Origin of the sequence: Marinobacter sp. UBA3607 (assembly GCF_002375525.1) — a bacterium.
Classification (GTDB): domain Bacteria; phylum Pseudomonadota; class Gammaproteobacteria; order Pseudomonadales; family Oleiphilaceae; genus Marinobacter; species Marinobacter vinifirmus.
Window position 1 is genome coordinate 21,509 of record NZ_DFLY01000028.1, and the last position, 21,629, is coordinate 43,137.

The 21,629-nt window shown below is 60.2% G+C and carries 19 protein-coding genes; 14 read left to right on the plus strand and 5 right to left on the minus strand.

The features are described 5' to 3' along the window. Positions 1-190: 190 nt before the first annotated feature. From gltB to B2589_RS10695, 4 genes are all read left to right on the plus strand, one after another. Complete coding sequence (gltB, locus tag B2589_RS10680; protein ID WP_286816568.1) at positions 191-4,639, plus strand: glutamate synthase large subunit; 4,449 nt, start codon at positions 191-193, stop codon at positions 4,637-4,639. A gap of 78 nt (positions 4,640-4,717) precedes the next feature. Continuing rightward, the gene (locus tag B2589_RS10685) at positions 4,718-6,136 is read left to right on the plus strand and encodes an FAD-dependent oxidoreductase (RefSeq protein WP_058341530.1); all 1,419 of its coding nucleotides are present in this window, start codon (positions 4,718-4,720) and stop codon (positions 6,134-6,136) included. A 125-nt stretch (positions 6,137-6,261) separates the two neighbouring features. Beyond that, positions 6,262-7,326, plus strand: a complete 1,065-nt coding sequence (hemE, locus tag B2589_RS10690) for a uroporphyrinogen decarboxylase (RefSeq protein WP_022987735.1) — start codon at positions 6,262-6,264, stop codon at positions 7,324-7,326. A 377-nt stretch (positions 7,327-7,703) separates the two neighbouring features. Next, positions 7,704-8,072, plus strand: coding sequence for a PilZ domain-containing protein (locus B2589_RS10695; RefSeq protein ID WP_286816569.1), 369 nt, complete (start codon positions 7,704-7,706; stop codon positions 8,070-8,072). Positions 8,073-8,277: 205 nt separating this feature from the next. On the opposite strand, the gene radA is transcribed toward B2589_RS10695, so the two are convergent. After that, entirely contained in the window at positions 8,278-9,654 is a 1,377-nt protein-coding gene (gene radA, locus B2589_RS10700) for a DNA repair protein RadA (RefSeq protein WP_022987737.1), read from the minus strand. Further along, positions 9,654-11,315 (minus strand): energy-dependent translational throttle protein EttA, encoded by a 1,662-nt coding sequence (gene ettA / locus B2589_RS10705; RefSeq protein ID WP_286816570.1) that lies wholly within the window; start codon positions 11,313-11,315, stop codon positions 9,654-9,656. Before ettA ends, radA begins: the two co-directional genes overlap by 1 nt. A 269-nt stretch (positions 11,316-11,584) precedes the next feature. Between ettA and glyA the strand changes: the two genes are divergently transcribed. From glyA to B2589_RS10745, 8 genes are all read left to right on the plus strand, one after another. Beyond that, positions 11,585-12,838, plus strand: a complete 1,254-nt coding sequence (gene glyA / locus B2589_RS10710; protein WP_286816571.1) for a serine hydroxymethyltransferase — start codon at positions 11,585-11,587, stop codon at positions 12,836-12,838. Positions 12,839-12,912: 74 nt separating this feature from the next. Then, positions 12,913-13,431 (plus strand): transcriptional regulator NrdR, encoded by a 519-nt coding sequence (gene nrdR / locus B2589_RS10715; protein ID WP_058341534.1) that lies wholly within the window; start codon positions 12,913-12,915, stop codon positions 13,429-13,431. After that, positions 13,428-14,543 (plus strand): bifunctional diaminohydroxyphosphoribosylaminopyrimidine deaminase/5-amino-6-(5-phosphoribosylamino)uracil reductase RibD, encoded by a 1,116-nt coding sequence (gene ribD, locus B2589_RS10720; RefSeq protein ID WP_058341535.1) that lies wholly within the window; start codon positions 13,428-13,430, stop codon positions 14,541-14,543. The genes nrdR and ribD overlap by 4 nt, the downstream gene beginning before the upstream one ends. A gap of 63 nt (positions 14,544-14,606) precedes the next feature. Then, positions 14,607-15,722, plus strand: coding sequence for a bifunctional 3,4-dihydroxy-2-butanone-4-phosphate synthase/GTP cyclohydrolase II (gene ribBA, locus B2589_RS10725; RefSeq protein ID WP_058341536.1), 1,116 nt, complete (start codon positions 14,607-14,609; stop codon positions 15,720-15,722). A 48-nt stretch (positions 15,723-15,770) separates the two neighbouring features. Then, positions 15,771-16,247, plus strand: a complete 477-nt coding sequence (gene ribE, locus B2589_RS10730) for a 6,7-dimethyl-8-ribityllumazine synthase (protein WP_022987743.1) — start codon at positions 15,771-15,773, stop codon at positions 16,245-16,247. Further along, positions 16,247-16,723, plus strand: a complete 477-nt coding sequence (gene nusB / locus B2589_RS10735; RefSeq protein WP_022987744.1) for a transcription antitermination factor NusB — start codon at positions 16,247-16,249, stop codon at positions 16,721-16,723. The genes ribE and nusB overlap by 1 nt, the downstream gene beginning before the upstream one ends. A 3-nt stretch (positions 16,724-16,726) precedes the next feature. Then, positions 16,727-17,677 (plus strand): thiamine-phosphate kinase, encoded by a 951-nt coding sequence (gene thiL / locus B2589_RS10740; protein ID WP_286816572.1) that lies wholly within the window; start codon positions 16,727-16,729, stop codon positions 17,675-17,677. A 14-nt stretch (positions 17,678-17,691) separates the two neighbouring features. Then, complete coding sequence (locus B2589_RS10745) at positions 17,692-18,201, plus strand: phosphatidylglycerophosphatase A family protein (RefSeq protein ID WP_414673951.1); 510 nt, start codon at positions 17,692-17,694, stop codon at positions 18,199-18,201. Positions 18,202-18,210: 9 nt separating this feature from the next. Here B2589_RS10745 and B2589_RS10750 read toward each other — a convergent pair whose 3' ends face one another. Next, positions 18,211-18,414, minus strand: coding sequence for a DUF6316 family protein (locus B2589_RS10750; protein ID WP_022987747.1), 204 nt, complete (start codon positions 18,412-18,414; stop codon positions 18,211-18,213). A gap of 138 nt (positions 18,415-18,552) precedes the next feature. Between B2589_RS10750 and B2589_RS10755 the strand changes: the two genes are divergently transcribed. After that, on the plus strand, positions 18,553-18,690 hold the full coding sequence (locus tag B2589_RS10755) for a hypothetical protein (protein ID WP_286816574.1): 138 nt from the start codon (positions 18,553-18,555) through the stop codon (positions 18,688-18,690). Further along, positions 18,680-18,787, plus strand: a complete 108-nt coding sequence (locus B2589_RS10760; RefSeq protein WP_228285886.1) for a DUF2057 domain-containing protein — start codon at positions 18,680-18,682, stop codon at positions 18,785-18,787. Before B2589_RS10755 ends, B2589_RS10760 begins: the two co-directional genes overlap by 11 nt. A gap of 37 nt (positions 18,788-18,824) precedes the next feature. Here the strand turns inward: B2589_RS10760 and B2589_RS10765 are convergent, their stop codons facing one another. Then, the gene (locus B2589_RS10765; RefSeq protein WP_286816575.1) at positions 18,825-20,351 is read right to left on the minus strand and encodes a WS/DGAT/MGAT family O-acyltransferase; all 1,527 of its coding nucleotides are present in this window, start codon (positions 20,349-20,351) and stop codon (positions 18,825-18,827) included. A gap of 93 nt (positions 20,352-20,444) precedes the next feature. Beyond that, entirely contained in the window at positions 20,445-21,359 is a 915-nt protein-coding gene (locus tag B2589_RS10770; protein ID WP_286816576.1) for a LysR substrate-binding domain-containing protein, read from the minus strand. Between the last annotated feature and the right edge of the window lie 270 nt (positions 21,360-21,629).

Sequence of the window (21,629 nt, forward strand, 5' to 3'; positions counted from 1 at the left end):
TAGACCCCCGGTTTTGCACCATCCCGGTGCAAAATTGCAAAAAGTAGCCTCTCCCGTATAAAAAGGTGTTGCGTAGGTACAAATACGTGCGTAGACTCCCTTCCCCCTTTTTTTTGGTGTCAGTTCATTTTGTGCACTAAGGCAGTGCATAAGGGGCTGGCGGGAAGCCTTTTTACACGAGAGAACGCTTATGACAACAGGCTTGTATCATCCCGATGAATTCAGGGACAACTGCGGTTTTGGCCTGATTGCCCACATGAAGGGCGAGGCCAGCCATAAGCTGTTGCAAACTGCTATCGAATCCCTCACCTGTATGACCCACCGCGGAGGCATCGCAGCAGATGGTAAAACCGGCGATGGTTGTGGGCTCCTTTTGCAGAGCCCCAAGGCCTTCCTCAATAAAGCTGCGGAAGCGGCGTTCGGAAAAAAACCTGGCGACTTGTTTGCAGTTGGCCAGGTTTTTTTAGCTCCGGAGGAAGCCAGGGCTGCGGCCGGAAGGGCTGCGGTTGAACAAAGATTGACCGAGCAGGGCCTGGAAATCATGGGCTGGCGGGAAGTGCCGGTAGACGACAGTTGCCTGGGCCCGATGGCCAGGGATTGTATGCCCCGCATTGAGCAGGTGTTCGTGCTGCCGGCCGGAAAGTCTGAGCAAGACTTTGCCATCAGCATGTTTGTTGGCCGCCGCCATGCCGAGCGGGATATGGCGGATGACTCCGAGTTCTACATCTGCAGCCTGTCTCACCGCACCCTGGCCTACAAAGGCCTGATGATGCCGGCCGACCTGGCTAACTTCTACAAGGATCTGGACGACCCGGACCTGCAAACCGCGATCTGCGTGTTCCACCAGCGGTTCTCTACCAACACCATGCCGCGCTGGCCCTTGGCGCAGCCGTTCCGGTTCCTGGCCCACAATGGTGAAATCAACACCATTGACGGCAACCGTAACTGGGCTATTGCCCGGGCAGCCAAGTTCAGCTCTCCGGCCCTGCCGGACCTGCAAACCCTGCAGCCGCTGGTGAACCTGACCGGTTCTGACTCCTCCAGCATGGACAACATGCTGGAAATCCTGCTGGCCGGTGGCGTGGACCTGTTCCGTGCTGTGCGGATGATGATTCCGCCGGCATGGCAGAACGTTGAGACCATGGACCCGGACCTGCGCGCCTTCTACGAATACAACTCCATGCACATGGAGCCCTGGGATGGTCCGGCCGGTCTGGTTATGTCCGACGGCCGCTACGCCCTGTGTATGCTCGACCGTAACGGCCTGCGCCCGGCGCGCTGGGTGGTTACCAAGGATGACTTTATTACACTGGCATCTGAAGTCGGCACCTACAGCTACACCCCGGACGACGTGGTTGCCAAGGGCCGGGTAGGGCCGGGCCAGATGCTCGCCATCGACACCGAGACCGGCGAAGTACTGCACACCCCGGATATCGATGAGCGGCTGAAAAACGCCAAGCCGTACAAGCGCTGGCTGCGGGGCAACTCCCTGCGTATCGAAACCACCCTGGACCAGGCCACCCCCGAGTTCCGGTTGATGGAATCGGACGACCTGCTGGTGCACCAGAAGATGTTCAATGTCTCGTTTGAAGAGCGGGATCAGGTGCTGCGGCCGCTGGGTGAAGGCGCCCAGGAAGCGGTTGGCTCGATGGGTGACGATACCCCCATGGCGGTGCTGTCCAGCAAGGTTCGCCACGTGGCGGATTACTTCCGGCAGAAGTTCGCCCAGGTAACCAACCCGCCCATCGATCCGCTCCGCGAGACCATTGTGATGTCTCTGGAGACGTGTCTGGGTGCCGAAAAGAACGTGTTCCAGGAAACCCCGGACCACGCCAACCGGATCATCCTGACCACGCCGGTGCTGTCACCGGCCAAGTTCCTGAAGATCAGCAACAACGATCGCCCGGGCTTCGAGGTTGAGCACATTGCCCTGAGCTACCGCCCGGAAGAAGGGCTGGAGCAGGCGGTTCGCCGTATCTGCGAGCAGGCGGCCAATGCCGTGCGCAGTGCCAAGGTACTGCTGATTCTGAGCGACAAGGGGCTGGCGGAAGGTGAACTGCCCATCAACTCCCTGATGGCTACCGGCGCTGTGCACCATCACCTGGTGCGTAACGGCCTGCGTTGCGATTCCAACATCATCGTAGAAACCGGCTGGGCCCGGGACCCGCACCACTTTGCGGTGCTGTTCGGCTTTGGTGCCACCGCGGTGTATCCGTACCTGGCCTACCAGGTGCTGAACGACCTGATCCGCACCGGCGAAATGCTGATGGACCCGGTCCAGGCCAAGAACAATTACCGCAAGGGCATCAACAAGGGCTTGCTGAAGATCCTGTCCAAGATGGGGATCTCCACCATTACCTCCTATCGGGGAGCCCAGCTGTTCGAAGCCATCGGCCTGGCCGACAGCGTGGTGGACCTGTGCTTCAAAGGCGTGCCCAGCCGTATTCAGGGTGCGGACTTCTATGACTTCCAGCAGGACCAGGAACAACTGGCCGCTGTAGCTTGGAAACCCCGCAAACCCCTGTCTCCCGGTGGTTTGCTGAAGTATGTGCACGGCCAGGAATACCATGCCTTCAACCCGGATGTGGTGGCGAAGCTGCAGGATGCCGTCATTAGCGGCGACTATGGTCACTACAAGGAATACGCCGGCCTGGTGAATGAGCGCCCGGTGGCAACCTTGCGGGATCTGCTGACCTTCAGGAAAGACATCAAAGGCATCGACCTCAGTGAAGTAGAGCCGGTGGAAAGCATCTTCCCCCGATTCGATTCCGCTGCCATGTCCCTCGGTGCCTTGTCTCCGGAAGCCCACGAAGCCCTGGCTGTAGCCATGAACACCCTGGGTGGCCGCTCCAACTCCGGTGAGGGCGGGGAAGACCCGGCCCGCTATGGCACCAACAAGCGCTCCAAGATCAAGCAGGTGGCCTCCGGTCGTTTCGGCGTAACGGCTGAATACCTGCGCAGTGCCGATGTTATGCAGATCAAGGTGGCTCAGGGTGCCAAGCCCGGTGAGGGCGGCCAGCTGCCCGGTGGCAAGGTGAATGACCTGATCGCCCGGCTGCGTTACTCGGTGCCCGGCGTGACCCTGATTTCGCCGCCGCCGCACCATGATATCTACTCCATCGAAGACCTGGCTCAGCTGATCTTCGACCTGAAGCAGGTAAACCCGGAAGCGCTGGTGTCTGTGAAACTGGTATCCGAACCGGGTGTCGGCACCATCGCTGCCGGCGTGGCCAAGGCCTATGCTGACCTGATCACCGTATCCGGCTATGACGGCGGTACTGCGGCCAGCCCGCTGACCTCCATTCGCTACGCCGGTTCTCCCTGGGAGCTGGGCCTGACCGAAACCCAGCAGGCCCTGCGTGCCAACGACCTGCGTGGCAAGATTCGCCTGCAGACTGACGGCGGTATCAAGACCGGCCTGGATGTCGTGAAAGCAGCCATCCTGGGTGCCGAGAGCTTTGGTTTCGGCACCACGCCGATGGTGGCCCTGGGTTGTAAATACCTGCGTATCTGCCACCTGAACAACTGCGCCACCGGCGTTGCCACCCAGAACGACTACCTGCGGGAAGAGCACTTCAAAGGCACCGTGGAAATGGCCATGAACTTCTTCCGCTTTGTAGCGGAAGAAACCCGGGAGTGGCTGGCCAGGCTGGGCGTGCGTAGCCTGGAAGAACTGGTGGGCCGCGTAGACCTGCTGGAACGCCTGCCGGGCGACACCGAGCGCCAGAAGAAACTGGACCTCAGCCGCCTGCTGCAGAACGATCATATTCCGGCCGACAAGCCGCAGGTGTGCCAGGTTGAGCGCAACCAGCCCTTCGATGAGGGCAAACTGGCAGAACAGATGGTGAAAGACACTGCCGCCGCTATCGCCGAGAAATCCGGTGGCGCCTGGAGCTACAAAGTCACCAACTGCGACCGTTCCATCGGCGCCCGCCTGTCTGGTGAAATTGCCGCCCGGCATGGCAACCAGGGCATGGCTGATGCAGCCATCACGCTGGATCTTACCGGTACGGCTGGCCAGAGTTTTGGTGTCTGGAACGTAGGTGGCCTGAACATGGTGCTGGAAGGCGACGCCAACGACTACGTGGGCAAGGGCATGACCGGTGGCAAGCTGGTGGTCAAGCCGCCCCGTGGCAGCGACTTCAACACCCAGGAAACCTCCATCATCGGTAACACCTGTCTGTACGGTGCCACCGGAGGCAAGCTGTTTGCCGCCGGTACCGCAGGCGAACGTTTTGCCGTGCGTAACTCCGGTGCCCACGCAGTGGTGGAAGGCGCAGGCGATCACTGCTGTGAGTACATGACCGGCGGCCTGGTGACTGTACTGGGCTCCACCGGCTACAACTTTGGTGCCGGTATGACCGGCGGCTTTGCCTACGTACTGGACCTGGATAACACCTTCGTGGACAAGTACAACCACGAGCTGGTGGATATCCAGCGGATCTCCCGGGAAGACATGGAAGCCTACCGGAACCACCTGCGCGGTGTGATCCGGGAGCATATTTCAGAAACCGGAAGTGCCTGGGCCGAGCACCTTCTGGAGGATTTCGACGATTACATCGGCCGGTTCTGGCTGGTCAAGCCCAAGGCCGCGAACCTGCGCAGCCTGCTGGCCAATACCCGTGCCCGCCCGGAATAACCCCGGGTTCAGAAAGGTTGATGGGCTGTTGCCGGCAGGCGCAGCCCCCGTCGAAATCGAGATGAAGAGAGCAGCAACATGAAAGAACGTCTCCATAATGACTTTCAGTTTGTGGAAGTAGGGCGGGTAGACCCCAAGAAGGTGCCCGCCAAGAAGCGCAAGAAAGAGTTCGGGGAAATCTACCACCCGTTCAGCGAAACCCATGCGGCCTCGCAGGCGCATCGGTGCCTGGAGTGCGGTAACCCGTATTGCGAGTGGAAGTGCCCGGTACACAACTACATTCCGAACTGGCTGAAGCTGGTGTCGGAAGGCAACATCATGAAAGCCGTGGAGTTGTGCCACCAGACCAACTCCCTGCCGGAAGTCTGCGGCCGGGTGTGCCCGCAGGACCGACTGTGTGAAGGTGCCTGTACCCTGAACGACGGCTACGGCGCGGTTACCATCGGTTCCGTTGAAAAGTACATCACCGACACCGCCTTCGCCCTGGGCTGGAAGCCGGATATGTCCAACGTGAAGTGGACGGATAAGAAAGTGGCGGTAATCGGCGCTGGCCCGGCCGGCCTTGGCTGTGCCGACATCCTGGTGCGCAATGGCGTGAAACCGGTGGTGTTTGATCGGTATCCGGAAATCGGTGGCCTGCTGACCTTCGGCATCCCCGAGTTCAAGCTGGAAAAATCCGTGATGGCCCGGCGCCGGCAGGTCTTCGAGGAAATGGGCATGGAATTCCGCCTCAATACCGAGGTGGGCAAGGATGTTCAGCTGAAGGCGATCATCGACGAGTTCGATGCCGTGTTCATGGGCATGGGCACCTACACCTACATGAAGGGCGGCTTCCCGGGCGAAGACCTGCCGGGTGTGTATGATGCCCTGCCGTTCCTGGTGTCTAACGTCAACCGCCGCCTGGGCTTCGAGCAAAAACCCTCCGAGTTCATCGACATGAAAGACAAGAATGTCGTGGTGCTCGGCGGTGGCGATACCGCCATGGACTGTAACCGCACGTCCATTCGCCAGCAGGCGGAAAGCGTGACCTGCGCCTACCGCCGGGACGAAGAAAACATGCCGGGTTCGCGCCGTGAAGTGGCCAACGCCAAGGAAGAAGGGGTGAAGTTCCTGTTCAACCGCCAGCCCGTTGAAATCGTGGGCAACGGCAAGGTGGAAGGCGTGAAAGTGGTCACCACCGAACTGGGCGCCCCGGATGAAAACGGCCGCCGCCGCCCGGAAGTGGTGCCCGGTAGCGAGGAAATCATCCCGGCCGACGCGGTGCTGGTGGCCTTCGGCTTCCGCCCCAGCCCGGCGCCCTGGTTTGACGAGTTCGGCGTAAACACCGACGACTCCGGCCGGGTAACCGCGCCGGAGCAGTCGGAATTTCCGTTCCAGACCAGTAACCCGAAAATCTTCGCCGGTGGCGATATGGTGCGCGGTTCTGACCTGGTGGTGACCGCCATCTGGGAAGGCCGTCAGGCAGCAGAAGGCATCCTGGATTACCTGGATGTCTGATTAACGGCTTGACCGGTGTCAGAAGGGCGGCTTTCTAGTGGAAAGCCGCCCTTTTTTATTGGCGCAAACGGGGTATCATTGCTTCCCATTGTCTCTGACCATTTACCGACGAGAAGACTGGAATTATGACTGAGCTGAAGAACGATCGCTTCCTGCGCGCCCTCATGCGCCAGCCCGTAGACCGCACCCCGGTGTGGATGATGCGCCAGGCCGGCCGTTACCTGCCGGAATACCGCGCAACCCGGGCCAAGGCCGGCGACTTCCTCAGCCTGTGCAAGAACACCCCGCTGGCCTGTGAAGTGACCCTGCAGCCGCTGGAACGCTACCCGCTGGATGCCGCCATCCTGTTCTCCGACATCCTGACCATTCCCGATGCGCTGGGGCTGGGCCTGTACTTCGAAACCGGAGAAGGTCCGAAATTCCGGAAGGTGATTCGTTCTGAAGCAGACGTAGACGCGCTGCCGAAAATGAATGCCGAGTCCGACCTGGACTACGTGATGAACGCGGTCTCCACCATCCGCCGTGAACTGAACGGCCGGGTACCGCTGATCGGCTTTTCCGGCAGCCCCTGGACCCTGGCGACCTATATGATTGAAGGTGGCTCCTCGAAGACCTTCTCGGAAGCCAAGAAGCTGATGTACGGCCAGCCGGAAGTGATGCATCGCTTGCTGGACCACCTGGCGGATGCGGTTATCGACTACCTGAACGGCCAGATCAAGGCCGGCGCCCAGGCGGTGCAGATCTTCGATACCTGGGGCGGCGTGCTGAGCAGCTGGGCCTACGAAGAATTCTCCCTGCGTTACATGAGGAAAATCGTCGCCGGCCTGATCCGCGAAAGCGAAGGTCGCCGCGTGCCGGTAATCCTGTTCACCAAAAACGGCGGCCAGTGGCTGGAGTCCATCGCCGATTCCGGCTGCGATGCCGTTGGCCTGGACTGGACCACCGACATCGGCAACGCCCGCGCCCGCGTGGGTGACAAGGTTGCCCTGCAGGGCAACATGGACCCGGCCATGCTGTATGCGCCGAAAGAGCGCATCCGGCAGGAAGTGGCAGACATCCTGTCCCGCTATGGTTCCGGCTCCGGGCATATCTTCAACCTGGGGCATGGTATTACCCCGGATGTGGATCCGGAGCATGCCGGGGCGTTCATCAATGCCGTTGTCGAATTGAGTGCCGAGTATCACCGGTAAGCTTTCACTTTGGTTCCAGGCCGCTCCTAGCCTGCTAGGGTTGGGGGTGGCGATCTGGTGGATGCGCCTCCAAAAAACCGCTACGAGCCCCCGCAAGCGGGTCCGGCCAGCAATCATAGATTGCTGTCGTTCGACTGCGCATGAAGCTACGCTTCATCAACGCTTGTCTCACCCATGTGCGCTTCTCTCCGGCCATCCATGGCCTCCGAAATTTTTTGGAGGCCTGCCCGCCTCCTTGCTTTCGAACCCCCAGTGGCAGTCCTTTGCTCTCCCCCTGTTTAACGATTATTGACGTCATCAGATACTTTTGGCGTGTTGTGCTTCTGTTTGTGTCGGGTCTATAGTCAAAACAGAGCCAACCGATCAGGAGTTTTGTCTTGGCACCGTCAAATAAAGAGAAACGTAAATTCAGCCGAATGGAGTTCGGGGCTCCCTGTGAATTGTTCTGTGAAGACCAGGTCTGGTCGTCCGAGGTACTGGATATTTCTTTCGGTGGGGTGATGGTCAAACGTCCGGAAGGTGAGGCGTTGCCGTATAACAAGCCGTTTGAGGTGGTGATTCATGTAGACGACCATGCGACTGGCATTGTTATGGCCGTTGAGCTGAGGCATACAGATGATGAACGGCTTGGTTTTCGGTGTGATTACATAGACGCTGAAAGTACTGAGAATCTCGAGCGGTTGGTTGCCAGTCAGCTGGGGGACCTGGCTCTGTTAGAACGGGATTTCGCCAAGCTGATAGGTTAGTGCTTACGCGGTCTGCACAATGTTTGGTAGGGCGGTGTGGGACAGGCTTTTGCAATGTATGGAGGGGCAGTGTCGGGATCCCTTTTCCAAAAATTTCGGAGGCCATGGATGGCCGGAGAGAAGCGCACATGGATGTGCTCGTAGCGGTTTTTGGAAAAGGGATCCCGACACTGCCCCTGTGCTCCAAACCTCGAAGCAGGGAACTCTAAAGCTCCTCCAGCGCCGAAAGGGCATCCGATAGCTTGGTTACCGGGATGACTTTCATGCCCTCCACAGGCTTTCTCGGTGCGTTGCCTTTGGGCACCAGGGCCCGCGTAAAGCCGTGTTTGGCGGCTTCGTAGATGCGCTCCTGCCCGCTTGGCACCGGGCGGATTTCGCCGGACAGGCCCACTTCCCCGAAGATTACCAGATCCTGCGGCAAAGCCCGGTTGCGGAAGGACGAAACCACCGCTGCAAGCAGCGCCAGGTCTGCACTGGTCTCGTTGACCTTTACGCCACCCACCACGTTCACGAACACATCCTGATCCGCCACATGCATCCCGCCATGGCGGTGCAGCACGGCCAGCAGCATCGCCAACCGGTTCTGGTCTGTGCCCACGGCCACTCGCCTCGGGTAGCTGCCCTGGGCCATGTCCACCAGCGCCTGAATCTCCACCAGCATTGGCCGTGTGCCTTCCCACACCACCATCACCACACTGCCCGGCGCGGCTTCTTCGCCCCGGTTCAGGAAGATGGCGCTGGGGTTTTTTACTTCCTTCAGGCCCTGTTCCAGCATGGCGAATACGCCCAGCTCATTCACCGCACCGAAGCGGTTCTTGATGCCGCGAAGGGTGCGGTAACGGCTGTCGCTGGAGCCTTCCAGCAGGATCGAGCAGTCGATCATGTGCTCCAGAACCTTCGGCCCGGCCAGGCTGCCGTCTTTGGTGACGTGGCCGACCAGCAGCAGAATCGTGCCGGTCTGCTTGGCAAAACGGGTGAGGAAAGCGGCGCTTTCGCGTACCTGGGAGACCGAGCCGGGGGCGGATTCGATTTCCGCCACGTGCATTACCTGGATACTGTCGATCACCAGGATGCGGGGTTTTTCCGCTTCGGCTACCTGCAGCAGGCGTTCCACGGAGGTTTCCGAGAGCATTTTCAGGTCTTTGGTGGGCAGGCCCAGCCGCTTGGCGCGCATGGCCACCTGCTGCAGGGATTCCTCACCGGTTACGTACAGGGCAGGGTGCTGGGCGGCGAGCTGACATACTGCCTGCAGCAGCAGGGTACTTTTACCTGCGCCCGGGTGGCCACCCATGAGTACGGCAGAGCCTTCCACAAGACCGCCGCCCAGTACCCGGTCGAATTCCTGCATGCCGGTGCTGATGCGGGCCTGTTCGGCCAGGCTGACTTCGTCCAGGCTTTTGACGGCCGACAGGCTGCCTGCGTAGCCCTCGAACCGCGCGCTTCGAGCGCCTTTGCCGGGGCCCGATACGCCGCGCACTTCGCTGATGGTGTTCCATTCATGGCAGGCCGTGCACTGGCCCTGCCACTTGGAATAGTCCGCACCGCATTCGGTGCAGACGTAGGCGGTTTTTACCTTTGCCATCAGGCCAGCTTCTTGTACTTCATGCGCTTGGGCTGCATGGCAGAATCCCCTTTGCGCTTCTTGAAGTCAGCATCGTAGTCAGTGAAGTTACCTTCGAAGTAGACTACTTCGCCGTCGTCTTCGAACGCCAGGATGTGGGTCGCTACCCGGTCCAGGAACCAGCGGTCGTGCGAGATTACCAGGGCGGAGCCCGGGAAATTCAGCAACGCTTCTTCCAGGGCGCGCAGGGTTTCCACGTCCAGGTCGTTGGTGGGTTCGTCCAGCAGCAATACGTTGCCGCCCTGTTTCAGCAGCTTGGCCAGGTGCAGGCGGTTGCGCTCACCACCGGACAGGTCGCCCACCCGCTTCTGCTGGTCGGTGCCCTTGAAGTTGAAGCGGCCCACGTAGGCGCGGGACGGGGTCTCGTAGTTGCCTACCTTGATGATGTCCTGGCCGTCCGAGAGCTCTTCCCACACGGTCTTGCTGCCGTCCAGGTCGCGCATCTGGTCGACATAGGCCAGTTCCACGGTTTCGCCCACGGTGATGGTGCCGGAGTCCGGCTTGTCCATGCCCGCGATCATCTTGAACAGGGTGGATTTACCGGCGCCGTTACCGCCGATAATGCCGACAATGGCACCGGCCGGTACGTTGAGTGAGACGTTTTCATACAGCAGGCGGTCACCGAAGGCCTTGCTGATGCCGTCTACTTCGATCACCTTGTCGCCCAGGCGAGGTCCGGGCGGGATGTACAGTTCGTTGGTTTCGTTGCGCTTCTGGAATTCCTGGGAGCTCATTTCCTCGAAGCGGGCCATGCGGGCCTTGCTCTTGGACTGGCGGCCCTTGGCGTTGGAGCGAACCCACTCCAGTTCCTGTTTGATGGCCTTCTGGTGAGCAGCTTCCTGCTTGGATTCCATCTCCAGGCGCTTCTCTTTGTTCTCCAGCCACTGGCTGTAGTTGCCTTCGAACGGAATGCCCTGGCCACGGTCCAGTTCCAGAATCCAGCCGGCCACGTTGTCCAGGAAGTAACGGTCGTGGGTGATGGCCACAACAGTGCCTTCGTAATCGTGCAGGAAGCGCTCCAGCCAGGCCACGGATTCGGCATCCAGGTGGTTGGTAGGCTCGTCCAGCAGCAGCATGTCCGGGCCGGACAGCAGCAGGCGGCACAGGGCCACGCGGCGGCGCTCACCACCGGACAGTACTTTCACCTTCTGGTCCCAGGCCGGCAGGCGTAGGGCGTCGGCGGCCACTTCCATCTTGCGTTCGATGTCGTGGCCGTCGGTGGCCTGGATGATCGCTTCCAGCTCGCCCTGTTTCTTGGCCAGCTCGTCAAAGTCGGCATCCGGCTCGGCGTAGGCGGCGTATACCTTGTCCAATTCAGCCAGGGCGTTGTGAACATGGGCGACAGACTCGTCCACGATTTCCTTGACGGTCTTCTCTTCGTCCAGCTCCGGCTCCTGGGGCAGGTAGCCCACATTGATACCGGGTTGGGGCCTGGCTTCGCCGATGTAGTCCTGGTCCACGCCCGCCATGATACGCAGCAGGGTCGACTTACCTGAGCCGTTCAGACCCAGCACGCCAATCTTGGCGCCCGGGAAGAAGCTCAGGGAAATGTCTTTAAGAATCTCCCGCTTGGGCGGAACCACCTTGCCCACGCGGTTCATGCTAAATACGTACTGGGCCATGTCGGCTAAAACCTCTTTGTTCCGTGGCAAAAGTCACTAAGGCAGGCCCACTCACAACCTGCCTGAAAACAGAACCCCGTAAGGTATCTAAACCCCAAAGGGATAGCAATTGAGCAAAAACCGGGATCACCGATGTGCCGGTATCTGCGGACGCCATAAAGGATGATTTTTAACCCGCAATCGCGATAGAATAGCGGCCCAAATTTTCAGGGGTTACGGCCTGCACAGGGGCAGCGCCGGGCCAGCATACAGACAGGGGCAGCACATCCATGTTTAATCGTGATATGAAAATCGCCGGATTCGATGACGCATTGTGGAACGCCATGCAGGCGGAAGAGAAGCGTCAGGAAGCGCACATCGAGCTAATCGCATCCGAAAACTACACCAGCCCGCGGGTGATGGAAGCCCAGGGCAGCGTGCTGACCAACAAGTACGCCGAAGGCTACCCCGGCAAGCGCTACTACGGTGGTTGCGAGTTTGTCGATATTGCCGAGCAGCTGGCCATTGACCGTGCCAAGGAGCTGTTTGGTGCCGCCTACGCCAACGTGCAGCCGCACTCCGGTTCCCAGGCTAACTCCGCCGTATTCATGGCGCTGCTCAAGCCCGGCGACACCGTTCTGGGCATGAGCCTGGCCCACGGTGGTCACCTGACCCACGGTGCCAGCGTGAACTTCTCCGGCAAGATCTACCACGCCGTTCAGTACGGCCTGAACCCGGAAACCGGCCTGATCGATTACGACGAAGTGGAAGCACTGGCCGTTGAGAACAAGCCGAAGATGATTATTGCTGGCTTCTCTGCCTACTCCCAGGAACTGGACTTTGCCCGCTTCCGCGAGATTGCTGACAAGGTTGATGCTTACCTGTTCGTAGATATGGCGCACGTAGCAGGCCTGGTTGCTGCGGGTGTTTACCCGGATCCCGTTCCTCACGCTCACGTTGTCACCACCACTACGCACAAGACTCTGCGCGGCCCCCGTGGCGGCCTGATCCTGGCCTGCGACGACGAAGACCTGCAGAAGAAACTGAACTCTGCCGTCTTCCCGGGTGGCCAGGGTGGCCCGCTGATGCACGTCATCGCCGCTAAGGCTGTGTGCTTCAAGGAAGCCATGAGCGACGAGTTCAAGGCCTACCAACAGCAGGTAGTTAAGAACGCTGCCGCCATGGCCGAAGTGTTCATCGAGCGCGGCTTTGACGTGGTTTCCGGTGGCACCAAGAACCATCTGTTCCTGGTCAGCCTGATCAAGCAGGACATCACGGGTAAAGATGCCGACGCCGCCCTGGGCCGCGCCCACATCACCGTAAACAAGAACGCCGTTCCGAACGACCCGCGTTCGCCGTTCGTGACCTCCGGCCTGCGTATCGGTACCCCGGCGGTTACCACTCGCGGCTTTGGTGAGCAGGAATGCCGTGACCTGGCTGGCTGGATGTGCGACATCCTCGACAACCTTGAAGACGACGCCGTCATCAGCCGCGTACGTGAACAGGTTGAAGCGGTGTGTGCCCGCTTCCCGGTTTACGGCTGAAACGCACGGTAATGTGCCTGCCCGGGTGCTCCGCAAGGACCACCCGGGTTCTTCCTTTCCGGAGCCTGTGAATTATGCATTGTCCTTTCTGTGGTGAAGCCGATACCAAGGTGATTGATTCACGTCTGGTGGCCGAGGGCGACCAGGTGCGCCGCCGCAGGGAGTGCTTGTCCTGCCACGAGCGTTTTACCACCTTTGAAACCGCCGAACTGGTGATGCCCCGGGTGGTCAAGCAGGACGGCACCCGTCAGCCCTTTGATGAAGAAAAACTGCGGGCAGGGCTGATGAAGGCACTGGAAAAACGGCCGGTGAGCATCGAGCAGATCGATGCTGCCCTGAACCGGATCAAATACCGCCTGAGAGCCACCGGCGAGCGTGAAGTAAAATCCATGCAGCTGGGCGAAGAGGTAATGACCGAACTGCGCCAGCTCGACAAAGTGGCCTATGTACGCTTTGCCTCGGTGTATCGCAGCTTTCAGGACATCAACGAGTTCAAGGAAGAAATCGAGCGCTTGTCTCAGGGCAATGGCGATGCCGCCGTGGATGTTGCCCGTGTGCTGGCGGATAACCAGTCAGACAAAGGCAAAGAATGATTTCAGACCGTGACCGGGCAATGATGGCCCGGGCCATCCAGCTGGCCTGGCGCGGCCGTTATTCCACCCATCCGAACCCCAGGGTTGGCTGCGTGATCGCCAGGGGTAACCGGATTGTTGGTGAGGGCTGGCACGAGCGGGCCGGCGAAGCCCATGCGGAAGTGCGGGCCCTGAGCCAGGCCGGGTATGAAGCCCGGGGCGCTACGGCCTACGTCACCCTGGAGCCCTGCAGCCACTACGGCCGCACGCCGCCCTGTGCGAAGGCGCTGATAGAGGCCGGAGTTGCCCAGGTGTTTGCAGCAACGACAGACCCCAACCCCTCGGTGTCTGGCCGGGGGCTGGATATGCTGCGGGAAGCCGGTATCCGGGTGACTGAAGGCCTGATGGGGGATGAAGCCGCCCGCCTGAATCCGGGGTTCATGAAGCGCATGCGCACCGGACGGCCCTGGGTACGGCTGAAAATGGCCGCGAGCCTGGATGGCCGCACCGCCATGGCTTCCGGTGAAAGCCAGTGGATTACCGGGCCCGAGGCACGGCAAGACGTGCAAAGGCTGCGGGCCATGAGTGATGCTATTCTGACAGGTGTCGGTACGGTTTTGGCCGATGACCCGTCCCTGACCGTGCGCCGGGACGAAATGGGCGATACCGGCGATGCCACCGATCCGTCGCGCCAGCCGTTGCGGGTGATTGCAGACCGTGATGCCCGCACACCGTCCACAGCCCGGATTCTTCGGGGTGGTAACGTGCAGGTGTTCTGTGCCAGCTCTACCCTGGCCACCGGCCCGGCACAGGATTTGGCGGCACTGGGCGTTCGCCTGACGGGTGTGGCCTGGAAAGACAACGGCGTGGATGTATCCGAGTTACTGGATGCCCTGGGTGAACTGGGCATCAACGAATTACTGGTAGAGGCCGGCCCGACACTGGCAGGCACCTTTATCAACGAGAACCTGGTAGACGAACTCTGGCTCTACCAGGCACCGGTTTTTCTGGGCAGTACCGGGCGCCCGACCGCCCACCTGCCCATCGAAGTCATGGCAGACAAAGTGCAATGGAAGGTGCTGGATCGCCGACAGGTAGGAGAGGATCAGCGATTGATCCTGGCCCGCCACTAAACATTCAATTCATTCCTCCGGGCCTTCAATGGTGAGGGCAGGGGTGACAGGGTGCGGAACCGTATGGCACTGAACAGTATTGAAGAGATAATCGAAGATATCCGTCAGGGCAAGATGGTTATCCTGATGGACGACGAAGATCGCGAAAACGAAGGCGACCTGGTGATGGCTGCAGAACACTGCACGCCGGAAGCCATCAACTTTATGGCGAGGTTCGGCCGCGGCCTGATCTGCATGCCCATGACCCGGCAGCGTTGCGAACAGCTGGGCCTGCCGCTGATGGTTCAGCAGAACGCCTCCGGCTTCGGCACCAAGTTCACGCTGTCTATCGAAGCCCGTGAAGGCGTCACCACCGGCATCTCGGCCGCTGACCGCGCCCGCACCGTGCAGGCTGCCGTGGCACGCGATGCCAAGGCGTCTGACCTGGTTCAGCCGGGCCATATCTTCCCGCTGATGTCCGATCCCGGCGGTGTATTGAGCCGTGCCGGCCACACCGAAGCCTCCTGTGACCTGGCTGCGCTGGCCGGTTGCGAACCGGCGGGTGTGATCTGCGAGATCATGAACGACGATGGCTCCATGGCCCGCCGTGAAGACCTGGAACGCTTTGCCGAAGAGCACGGCCTTAAGGTCGGCACCATCGCAGACCTGATCCACTACCGCACCATGAACGAGAAAACCGTGGAGTGTGTGGAAGAGCACGAGCTGGATACCGAATATGGCGTGTTCAAGTTGCGCACCTACCGGGACAATGTTCAGGGTGCCACCCACCTGGCCATGGTGATGGGCGACATCAGCCCGGATGAGCCGGTGTTTGTGCGGGTGCATATTACCGACACCCTGCGCGACCTGCTGGGTGCCCGGCGTAAGGATTCCCGCAGCTGGCCGCTGCACCATGCCCTTGAAAAAGTGGCCACTGAAGGGCGCGGCGTGGTGGTTCTGCTCAACAGTGCGGAAGACAGCTACAACCTGGAAGACCGTATCCAGGAATTCTACGACCAGGGCCCGAAGTCAGCAGGCAAGGGCAGCTCCGGTGTGTACTTTACCGTGGGTACCGGTTCGCAGATTCTGCGCGACATCGGCGTGGGCAAAATGCGCCTGCTGAGCCCGCCGGTGAAATTCTCCGCCATCTCCGGTTTCGACCTGGAAGTGGTGGAATACGTACCCTATACCCACGAATGATCAACCCGGCTGCCGCCCTGATTCCGGCAGCCCGCGAAGGAGCCCGAGATGGCAGATATCAAAGTAATTGAAGGTGATTTTACCCAGTGCAGCGGCCGTTACGCGCTGGTGGTTGGCCGGTTTAACGGCTTTGTTGTAGAAAGCCTGGTGGAAGGTGCGGTAGATACCCTGCGCCGCCACGGTATTGCCGATGACGACATCACCATTATCCGCGTACCGGGTGCCTACGAAATGCCGCTGGCGGTCAAGCGTGTGGCGGAAACCTCCGACTACGACGCCATCATCGCCCTGGGCGCAGTGATTCGTGGTGGTACTCCGCACTTTGAATACGTAGCCGGTGAAGCCTCCAGTGGCCTGGGCGCTGTCAGCCTGGAAACCGACGTGCCGGTCACCTTCGGTGTACTGACCGTGGACTCCATCGAGCAGGCCATCGAGCGCTCCGGCACCAAGGCCGGTAACAAAGGTGCGGAAGCTGCGATTACTGCCCTGGAAATGGTCAGTCTGTTCAAAAAGTTGGGTGAGTAATGAGCGAAGCGGGTGATACCTCTCCCCAACCGGGGAAAACCAGCCAGCCAAAAGCTGGCGACCGCCGCCGGGCGAGGGCCCTTGCTATGCAGGGCCTGTATCAGCGGCACTTCAGCAAGTCTCCGATCTCTGATATTGAAGCCGAGTTCATGGTTGATAACGACATGAGCAAGGTGGATATCATGTACTTCCGCGACCTGCTGCGGGGCGTACACCGGGAGCAGGCCGAACTGGACAGGCTGATCGAGCCGTTCCTCGACCGTCCCCTGAAAGAAGTGGATCCGGTTGAACTGGCCATCGTGCGCCTGGGTGCCTACGAGCTGAAATGCCGTATCGATGTGCCCTATAAAGTGGTGATCAACGAAGGTATCGAAATGGCCAAGCGCTTTGGCGGTACTGAAGGCCACAAGTTCGTGAACAGTGTGCTGGACAAACTGAGCCGCCGCCTGCGGCTGGCCGAAACCCGTCCACGCTGATTCATGGGTGAATTCGAGCTGATCCGGCAGTACTTCCAGCCGCTGGCAAGCAACGCCAGGAACGATCAGCTTGTGCTTGGCCCCGGAGATGACTGCGCCATCCAGCGGGTGCCGCCGGGCCGCGACCTGGTGTTTTCAGTGGATACCCTGGTAGAGGGTGTCCACTTTCCCCCTCACTATGCTCCTTCCCACCTTGGGTGGCGGGCACTGGCGGTAGCCGTCAGTGACCTGGCGGCCATGGGTGCCGAGCCTGTCTGCTTTACCCTGGCCCTGAGCCTGCCGGAAGCAGATTCCGACTGGTTGGCGGGCTTTGCCGAAGGGCTGTCCCGGGCCAGCCAGGCGTTCGGTATTACCCTGGCCGGCGGTGACACCACCCGAGGCCCGTTAACGATCACTATCCAGGTTCATGGCACCGTAAGGGCCGGCCAGGCTTTGTTGCGCTCCGGCGCCCGAGAGGGTGACCAGGTATGCGTAACCGGCCCGCTGGGCAACGCCGGTGCTGCGCTGGACTATCTTGAGGATCCGGAACCGGGCGCACGGCAAAAGGCCCTGCTGGGCAGTTACCATAGCCCGCAACCCCAACTGAAACTCGGGGCAAGCCTGGCCGGTAAGGCCAGCGCCGCTATCGATATTTCTGACGGCCTGCTGGCAGACTTGCAGCACATTCTGGAGGCGTCTGGTGTGGGTGCCGAACTGGATGTGGCCAGCATTCCGATGTCGGAAGAGCTTAGGCAGTTGCAGGGAGTGCGGGCGCTGGACCTCGCCCTGACCGCTGGTGACGACTACCAGCTGTGCCTGACCATCGCCCCGGAGACACTGGCCGCGCTGCCTGCGCCAGTCCGTGAACAACTGACGGTGATCGGCCGGATTGTGCCGGAGCCGGGGCTGACGTTAGCAGGCGCGCCTGCCGGCTACCAAACCCAGGGATATGACCATTTCGGGAGGTCTGATTGACAGACGATAACTTGATGCATGAACCGGATGCTCCGGCCGCCATCCTGCCGCCGGGCTTTCTGCGCCATCCGGTGCATTTTCTGGCCTTCGGCTTTGGCAGTGGTGCTGCGCCAAAGGCACCTGGCACCTGGGGTAGCCTGGCCGCTATTCCTGTTTGGTATGCGTTCGCCTGGTTGCCACCGATGGCCTACTGGCTGGTGGTATTGGCTGCATTTGTGGTGGGGATCTGGCTGTGCGGTAAAACCGCCGACGACCTGAAGGTGCACGACCACGGTGGCATTGTATGGGACGAGTTTGTGGGCATGTGGATTGCCCTGGGGTTGTTTCCGGACCAGATTTACGGCGTGCTGATGGCGTTCATGCTGTTCCGTTTCTTCGATGTGCTCAAGCCCTGGCCTATCAACTGGCTGGATGCCCGGCTACCCGGCGGGCTGGGAATTATGGTGGATGACGTCGTCGCAGGCATCATGGCGCTGGCCTGCCTGTGGGGAATCGACACCTGGGTGATGCCCTATATCGTCTAACGGTGCTGTTCAGTGCAGCTGCGGCTCGTCTGGCAGCATACGCACCACGTGCAGGAACCGCTTCAGCCCGATTTCCGCTCGCTCACGGGTGGCGAAGGGGCCGCTGTCAAAGCCTTCCCGGGTGGTGAAATACCACTTGCTGCCAACACAGAAAAATCGGCTGCTGCGAAAGGGTGGTGGTCCGTCTTCTCCGGTTCTTCGCTGGGTGTCCATGGTAACCTCCCGAGCTTTGATTGCGCAGTTTAAGGTTTGACGTTCTTGCCCTGAGCCCCGGGTATGTTCAGAATGCTTGGCAGTTGTCAGTCACGTGTCCTGGCCCACTGAAGGGCCGTCCTATGGAAAAGGAGCTAAATGAGTATGTGTCACGTTCGCGGGTTTTTCAAGCTGGTGGTTTTAATGCTCAGCGTTACCCTGGTGGGCTGCGCTTCCTCCCTTGTGCGCATTGATACCTGGCAGGGTGATCCCGCCGGGTACTGGCGTGAGCGGTGATGCGCAATCCGGATCAACGCTGGACCGTATGAAGTCCCTGTGGGGCGACGCCACTGAAGAAGAAAAGCGCGAGTTCCTGCGCTGGGCGTTCGAATAAACCTGCAAAAGGCCGGGCACAGTGCCCGGCCTTTGCATTAGCGTTTGAAGCGCTTCAGACCGCTCTTCAGAAAACCTTCCATGTAGTTCATCAGTTCGTCGGTCAGGCTCTGGCTGCCGCTTGCCGGCAACTCGTTACCTTCGTCCGGGCCCAGTGAGGCGACCGCGGCTTCCATGCTGGCCAGGCTTTCCTCGGTTAACGCTTTAAATGCATCGCCATCCGCGACGACATCCGGGCACAGGGTGAAGTTGAGGGTCAGCTGGCCCTGATAGCTCACCGCAACAATTACCAGCCCCATGCTGTCGAACAGCGGCGCACTGTTGAACTGCTGTACCAGCCTGGCGCCTTGCAGGAACAGTGGTACCTGTGGGCCAGGTACATTGGTAATGGGCAGGTTGAACAGGGGCTGGTAGCGCTGGGCCACCTGCAGTTCCGAATACAGCCGGGCCGAGAGCGCCAGCAGGGTAGAGGGCAGCAGTTCGGTGAGCCGGTCGGCGGCAATGGCTTCGCGGTAGGGTTCCGAATCCACCGCGTTGCGATGGATGCGGCGAATCCGCGCGGCCGGGTTGGGCTCGGTGGTGGCCAGGTCCAGCAGCATGGCAGACATCTGGTTGCCGGTAGCCCGTCGCAGACTGCTGGAGCGCACGGAGATGGGGGTCATGGCAACCAGTGAGCGGTCGGTGCCGTTATCCTGCATAAGCAGGTAGCGGCGCAGGACCTCCGCACACAGGCCCAGAACCACATCGTTCAGGGTTACGTCAGCCAGGCTGGATTTGATGGCTTTCAGCCGGGACAGGCTTACCTGTGTGGAAACCAGCCGCCGGTTGGCGGTGATCTGCCGGTTAAACGGGCTGTGGGGTGCGGTGAACAGGGGCAGGGGCAAGGGCAGCTTGCGAAGTTGCCGGTGGACGAGCCCGCGAGCGGTGACTTCGGCGGCATTGTAAGCCAGCGAGGCAAACTGCATCGGGGTTTTCAGCATATTGGCGCCGGCCTGTAGAAACACCCGTTCTTCAGACGGTTCCGGCCGGGGCAGCCAGGGCCGGGGCTGGGGAATGGCGCGCGGCTCTGGCGTGTATTCCAGCAGCTTGCCCATGATTTCCTCGCCACTGAAGGCATCGATAGCCGCGTGGTGCAGCTTTACGATCAGGGCAAAGCCTTCTTTCTCGCCTTCCCGGTCGTCCAGCTTGAAGCCATCCACGAAGGTGATATGCCACAGCGGGCGGTCCCGTTTCAGGGGCTCTTCCAGGATTTTGGACGCCAGCGACATCAGGCTCGACTGCTTGCCGTGTTCGCCCAGGTTCACATAGGCCAGGTGCCGCTCGATGCTGAAATCCGGGTCATCAATCCAGTAGGGGCGCCCCAGGCGCAGGGGGATTTCCTTGAGCTTCTGCCGGAACAGGGGAACCACGTGCAGGCGGCTGCGCAGATACGCGACAAAGGTGCTGAATGCCAGGGGGTATTGCAGGTCGCTGGCGTCGAACAGATACACGCCGCCAATATGCATGGGCGTGGTTTCCGACTCCAGGTACAGGAACGAGGCATCCAGTTCCGACAGCTGACGCATTGAGCGCACTCCCTTGTGTGTCACTTTTAACGATGCGGGTGGCCGAGTATATCGCAAACACCCGGGCTGCCGGTTGGCCTGGCTGCCCGGTATTTATTCCGGCTGCAGCCAGTTCTGGATGCCGTTGTCATTGCCCAGATAATCCCAGAACCACATCAGGGCCTTGCCCTTGTCTTCGCTGTGCCGAGCCAGGTGGATGGCAATGGCCGGCCTTGGTTCGTGCACTTCCTTGGCAACCAGTGAACCACGGGCGAGCTGTTCCCGGATGCGGGGTACTGGCAGCCAGCCAACTCCGAGCCCGGCCTCCTGAACGGCAATTTTCTGATCAATATTACTGACCGTAAGCGTTCGCTGCCTGCGGAAAATACCGGCATGGCCGGGTGGTAGTGAGCGGGAAGTATCCGCCGCAACGGCGGCCGGATAAGGTGCAATATCCGCCTCCGCCAGAGGCTCTTTCGCGTTCGCCAGCGGATGGCTGGCGGCCACCGCAAACACAAACGGCACCTCGCCCAGCGCCTTGGTAGTGAAACTGCCGGCCGGTTTGCTGAGCTGGTCTGCACCCACAATCATATCCACCCGCCGGCTTTGCAGGGCATCCCAGGCACCGGCGAATACTTCCTCCACAATCTGCACATCCACCGGCACGCCCAGCTGGTAAAAGGCCTCGATGGCGGGAAACAGGCAGTCTGCCGGCATCAGCGAGTTAAACCCGATCCGCAACCGCGTTTCCCAGCCTTCCGCCACCTGGCGGGTGGAGTGGGCCAGGTTCTCCGCTGCCTCAAGCAAAGACCGCCCTTCCTCCAGCAGGTAACGCCCCGCCGGAGTCAGCACAGCTTTGTGGCCGCTACGGTCAAAGATACTGACGTTGAGATCTTCTTCGAGCTTCTGAACCGTGTAACTGATGGCCGAAGGCACCCGGAACAACTCCCCCGCCGCCCCGGCAAAACTGCCCTTGCGGTCAATGGCGTCCAGTACTTTAAGTGCGTCTATGGTGATGGCTGTATGCATGTTCGAATTATCTGAAAGTGTTTGCCAGAAATGCTTGCTATCAGCGTAGCAGGGCAGGGGTTAGTCTGTCGTCAGGTTGTAGAAATTCTTTGCCACGGAATCCACGGAAGGACACAGAAAGAAAAGACTTAAAGAATTTTTTGCCACGAAATCCACGAAAAAACACGAACAAAGATTACTGAATAAAAGCCTGGCAAGTCTTTGTCTTTAATTTCGTGTTCTTTAGTGGATTTCGTGGCAAATCATTTTTCTTTTTTCCGTGTCCTTCCG

What these genes read in the sequence shown, in the direction of transcription:
- B2589_RS10745 (WP_414673951.1), top strand. Translation starts at nt 17,692, where the DNA reads ATGCATGAACCGGATGCTCCGGCCGCCATCCTGCCGCCGGGCTTTCTG.
- thiL (WP_286816572.1), top strand. Translation starts at nt 16,727, where the DNA reads ATGGGTGAATTCGAGCTGATCCGGCAGTACTTCCAGCCGCTGGCAAGC.
- B2589_RS10685 (WP_058341530.1), top strand. Translation starts at nt 4,718, where the DNA reads ATGAAAGAACGTCTCCATAATGACTTTCAGTTTGTGGAAGTAGGGCGG.
- B2589_RS10755 (WP_286816574.1), top strand. Translation starts at nt 18,553, where the DNA reads ATGAGTATGTGTCACGTTCGCGGGTTTTTCAAGCTGGTGGTTTTAATG.
- ribD (WP_058341535.1), top strand. Translation starts at nt 13,428, where the DNA reads ATGATTTCAGACCGTGACCGGGCAATGATGGCCCGGGCCATCCAGCTG.
- ettA (WP_286816570.1), bottom strand. Translation starts at nt 11,315, where the DNA reads ATGGCCCAGTACGTATTTAGCATGAACCGCGTGGGCAAGGTGGTTCCG.
- B2589_RS10770 (WP_286816576.1), bottom strand. Translation starts at nt 21,359, where the DNA reads ATGCATACAGCCATCACCATAGACGCACTTAAAGTACTGGACGCCATT.
- nrdR (WP_058341534.1), top strand. Translation starts at nt 12,913, where the DNA reads ATGCATTGTCCTTTCTGTGGTGAAGCCGATACCAAGGTGATTGATTCA.
- nusB (WP_022987744.1), top strand. Translation starts at nt 16,247, where the DNA reads ATGAGCGAAGCGGGTGATACCTCTCCCCAACCGGGGAAAACCAGCCAG.
- radA (WP_022987737.1), bottom strand. Translation starts at nt 9,654, where the DNA reads ATGGCAAAGGTAAAAACCGCCTACGTCTGCACCGAATGCGGTGCGGAC.
- B2589_RS10750 (WP_022987747.1), bottom strand. Translation starts at nt 18,414, where the DNA reads ATGGACACCCAGCGAAGAACCGGAGAAGACGGACCACCACCCTTTCGC.
- hemE (WP_022987735.1), top strand. Translation starts at nt 6,262, where the DNA reads ATGACTGAGCTGAAGAACGATCGCTTCCTGCGCGCCCTCATGCGCCAG.
- gltB (WP_286816568.1), top strand. Translation starts at nt 191, where the DNA reads ATGACAACAGGCTTGTATCATCCCGATGAATTCAGGGACAACTGCGGT.
- B2589_RS10765 (WP_286816575.1), bottom strand. Translation starts at nt 20,351, where the DNA reads ATGCGTCAGCTGTCGGAACTGGATGCCTCGTTCCTGTACCTGGAGTCG.
- ribBA (WP_058341536.1), top strand. Translation starts at nt 14,607, where the DNA reads ATGGCACTGAACAGTATTGAAGAGATAATCGAAGATATCCGTCAGGGC.
- glyA (WP_286816571.1), top strand. Translation starts at nt 11,585, where the DNA reads ATGTTTAATCGTGATATGAAAATCGCCGGATTCGATGACGCATTGTGG.
- ribE (WP_022987743.1), top strand. Translation starts at nt 15,771, where the DNA reads ATGGCAGATATCAAAGTAATTGAAGGTGATTTTACCCAGTGCAGCGGC.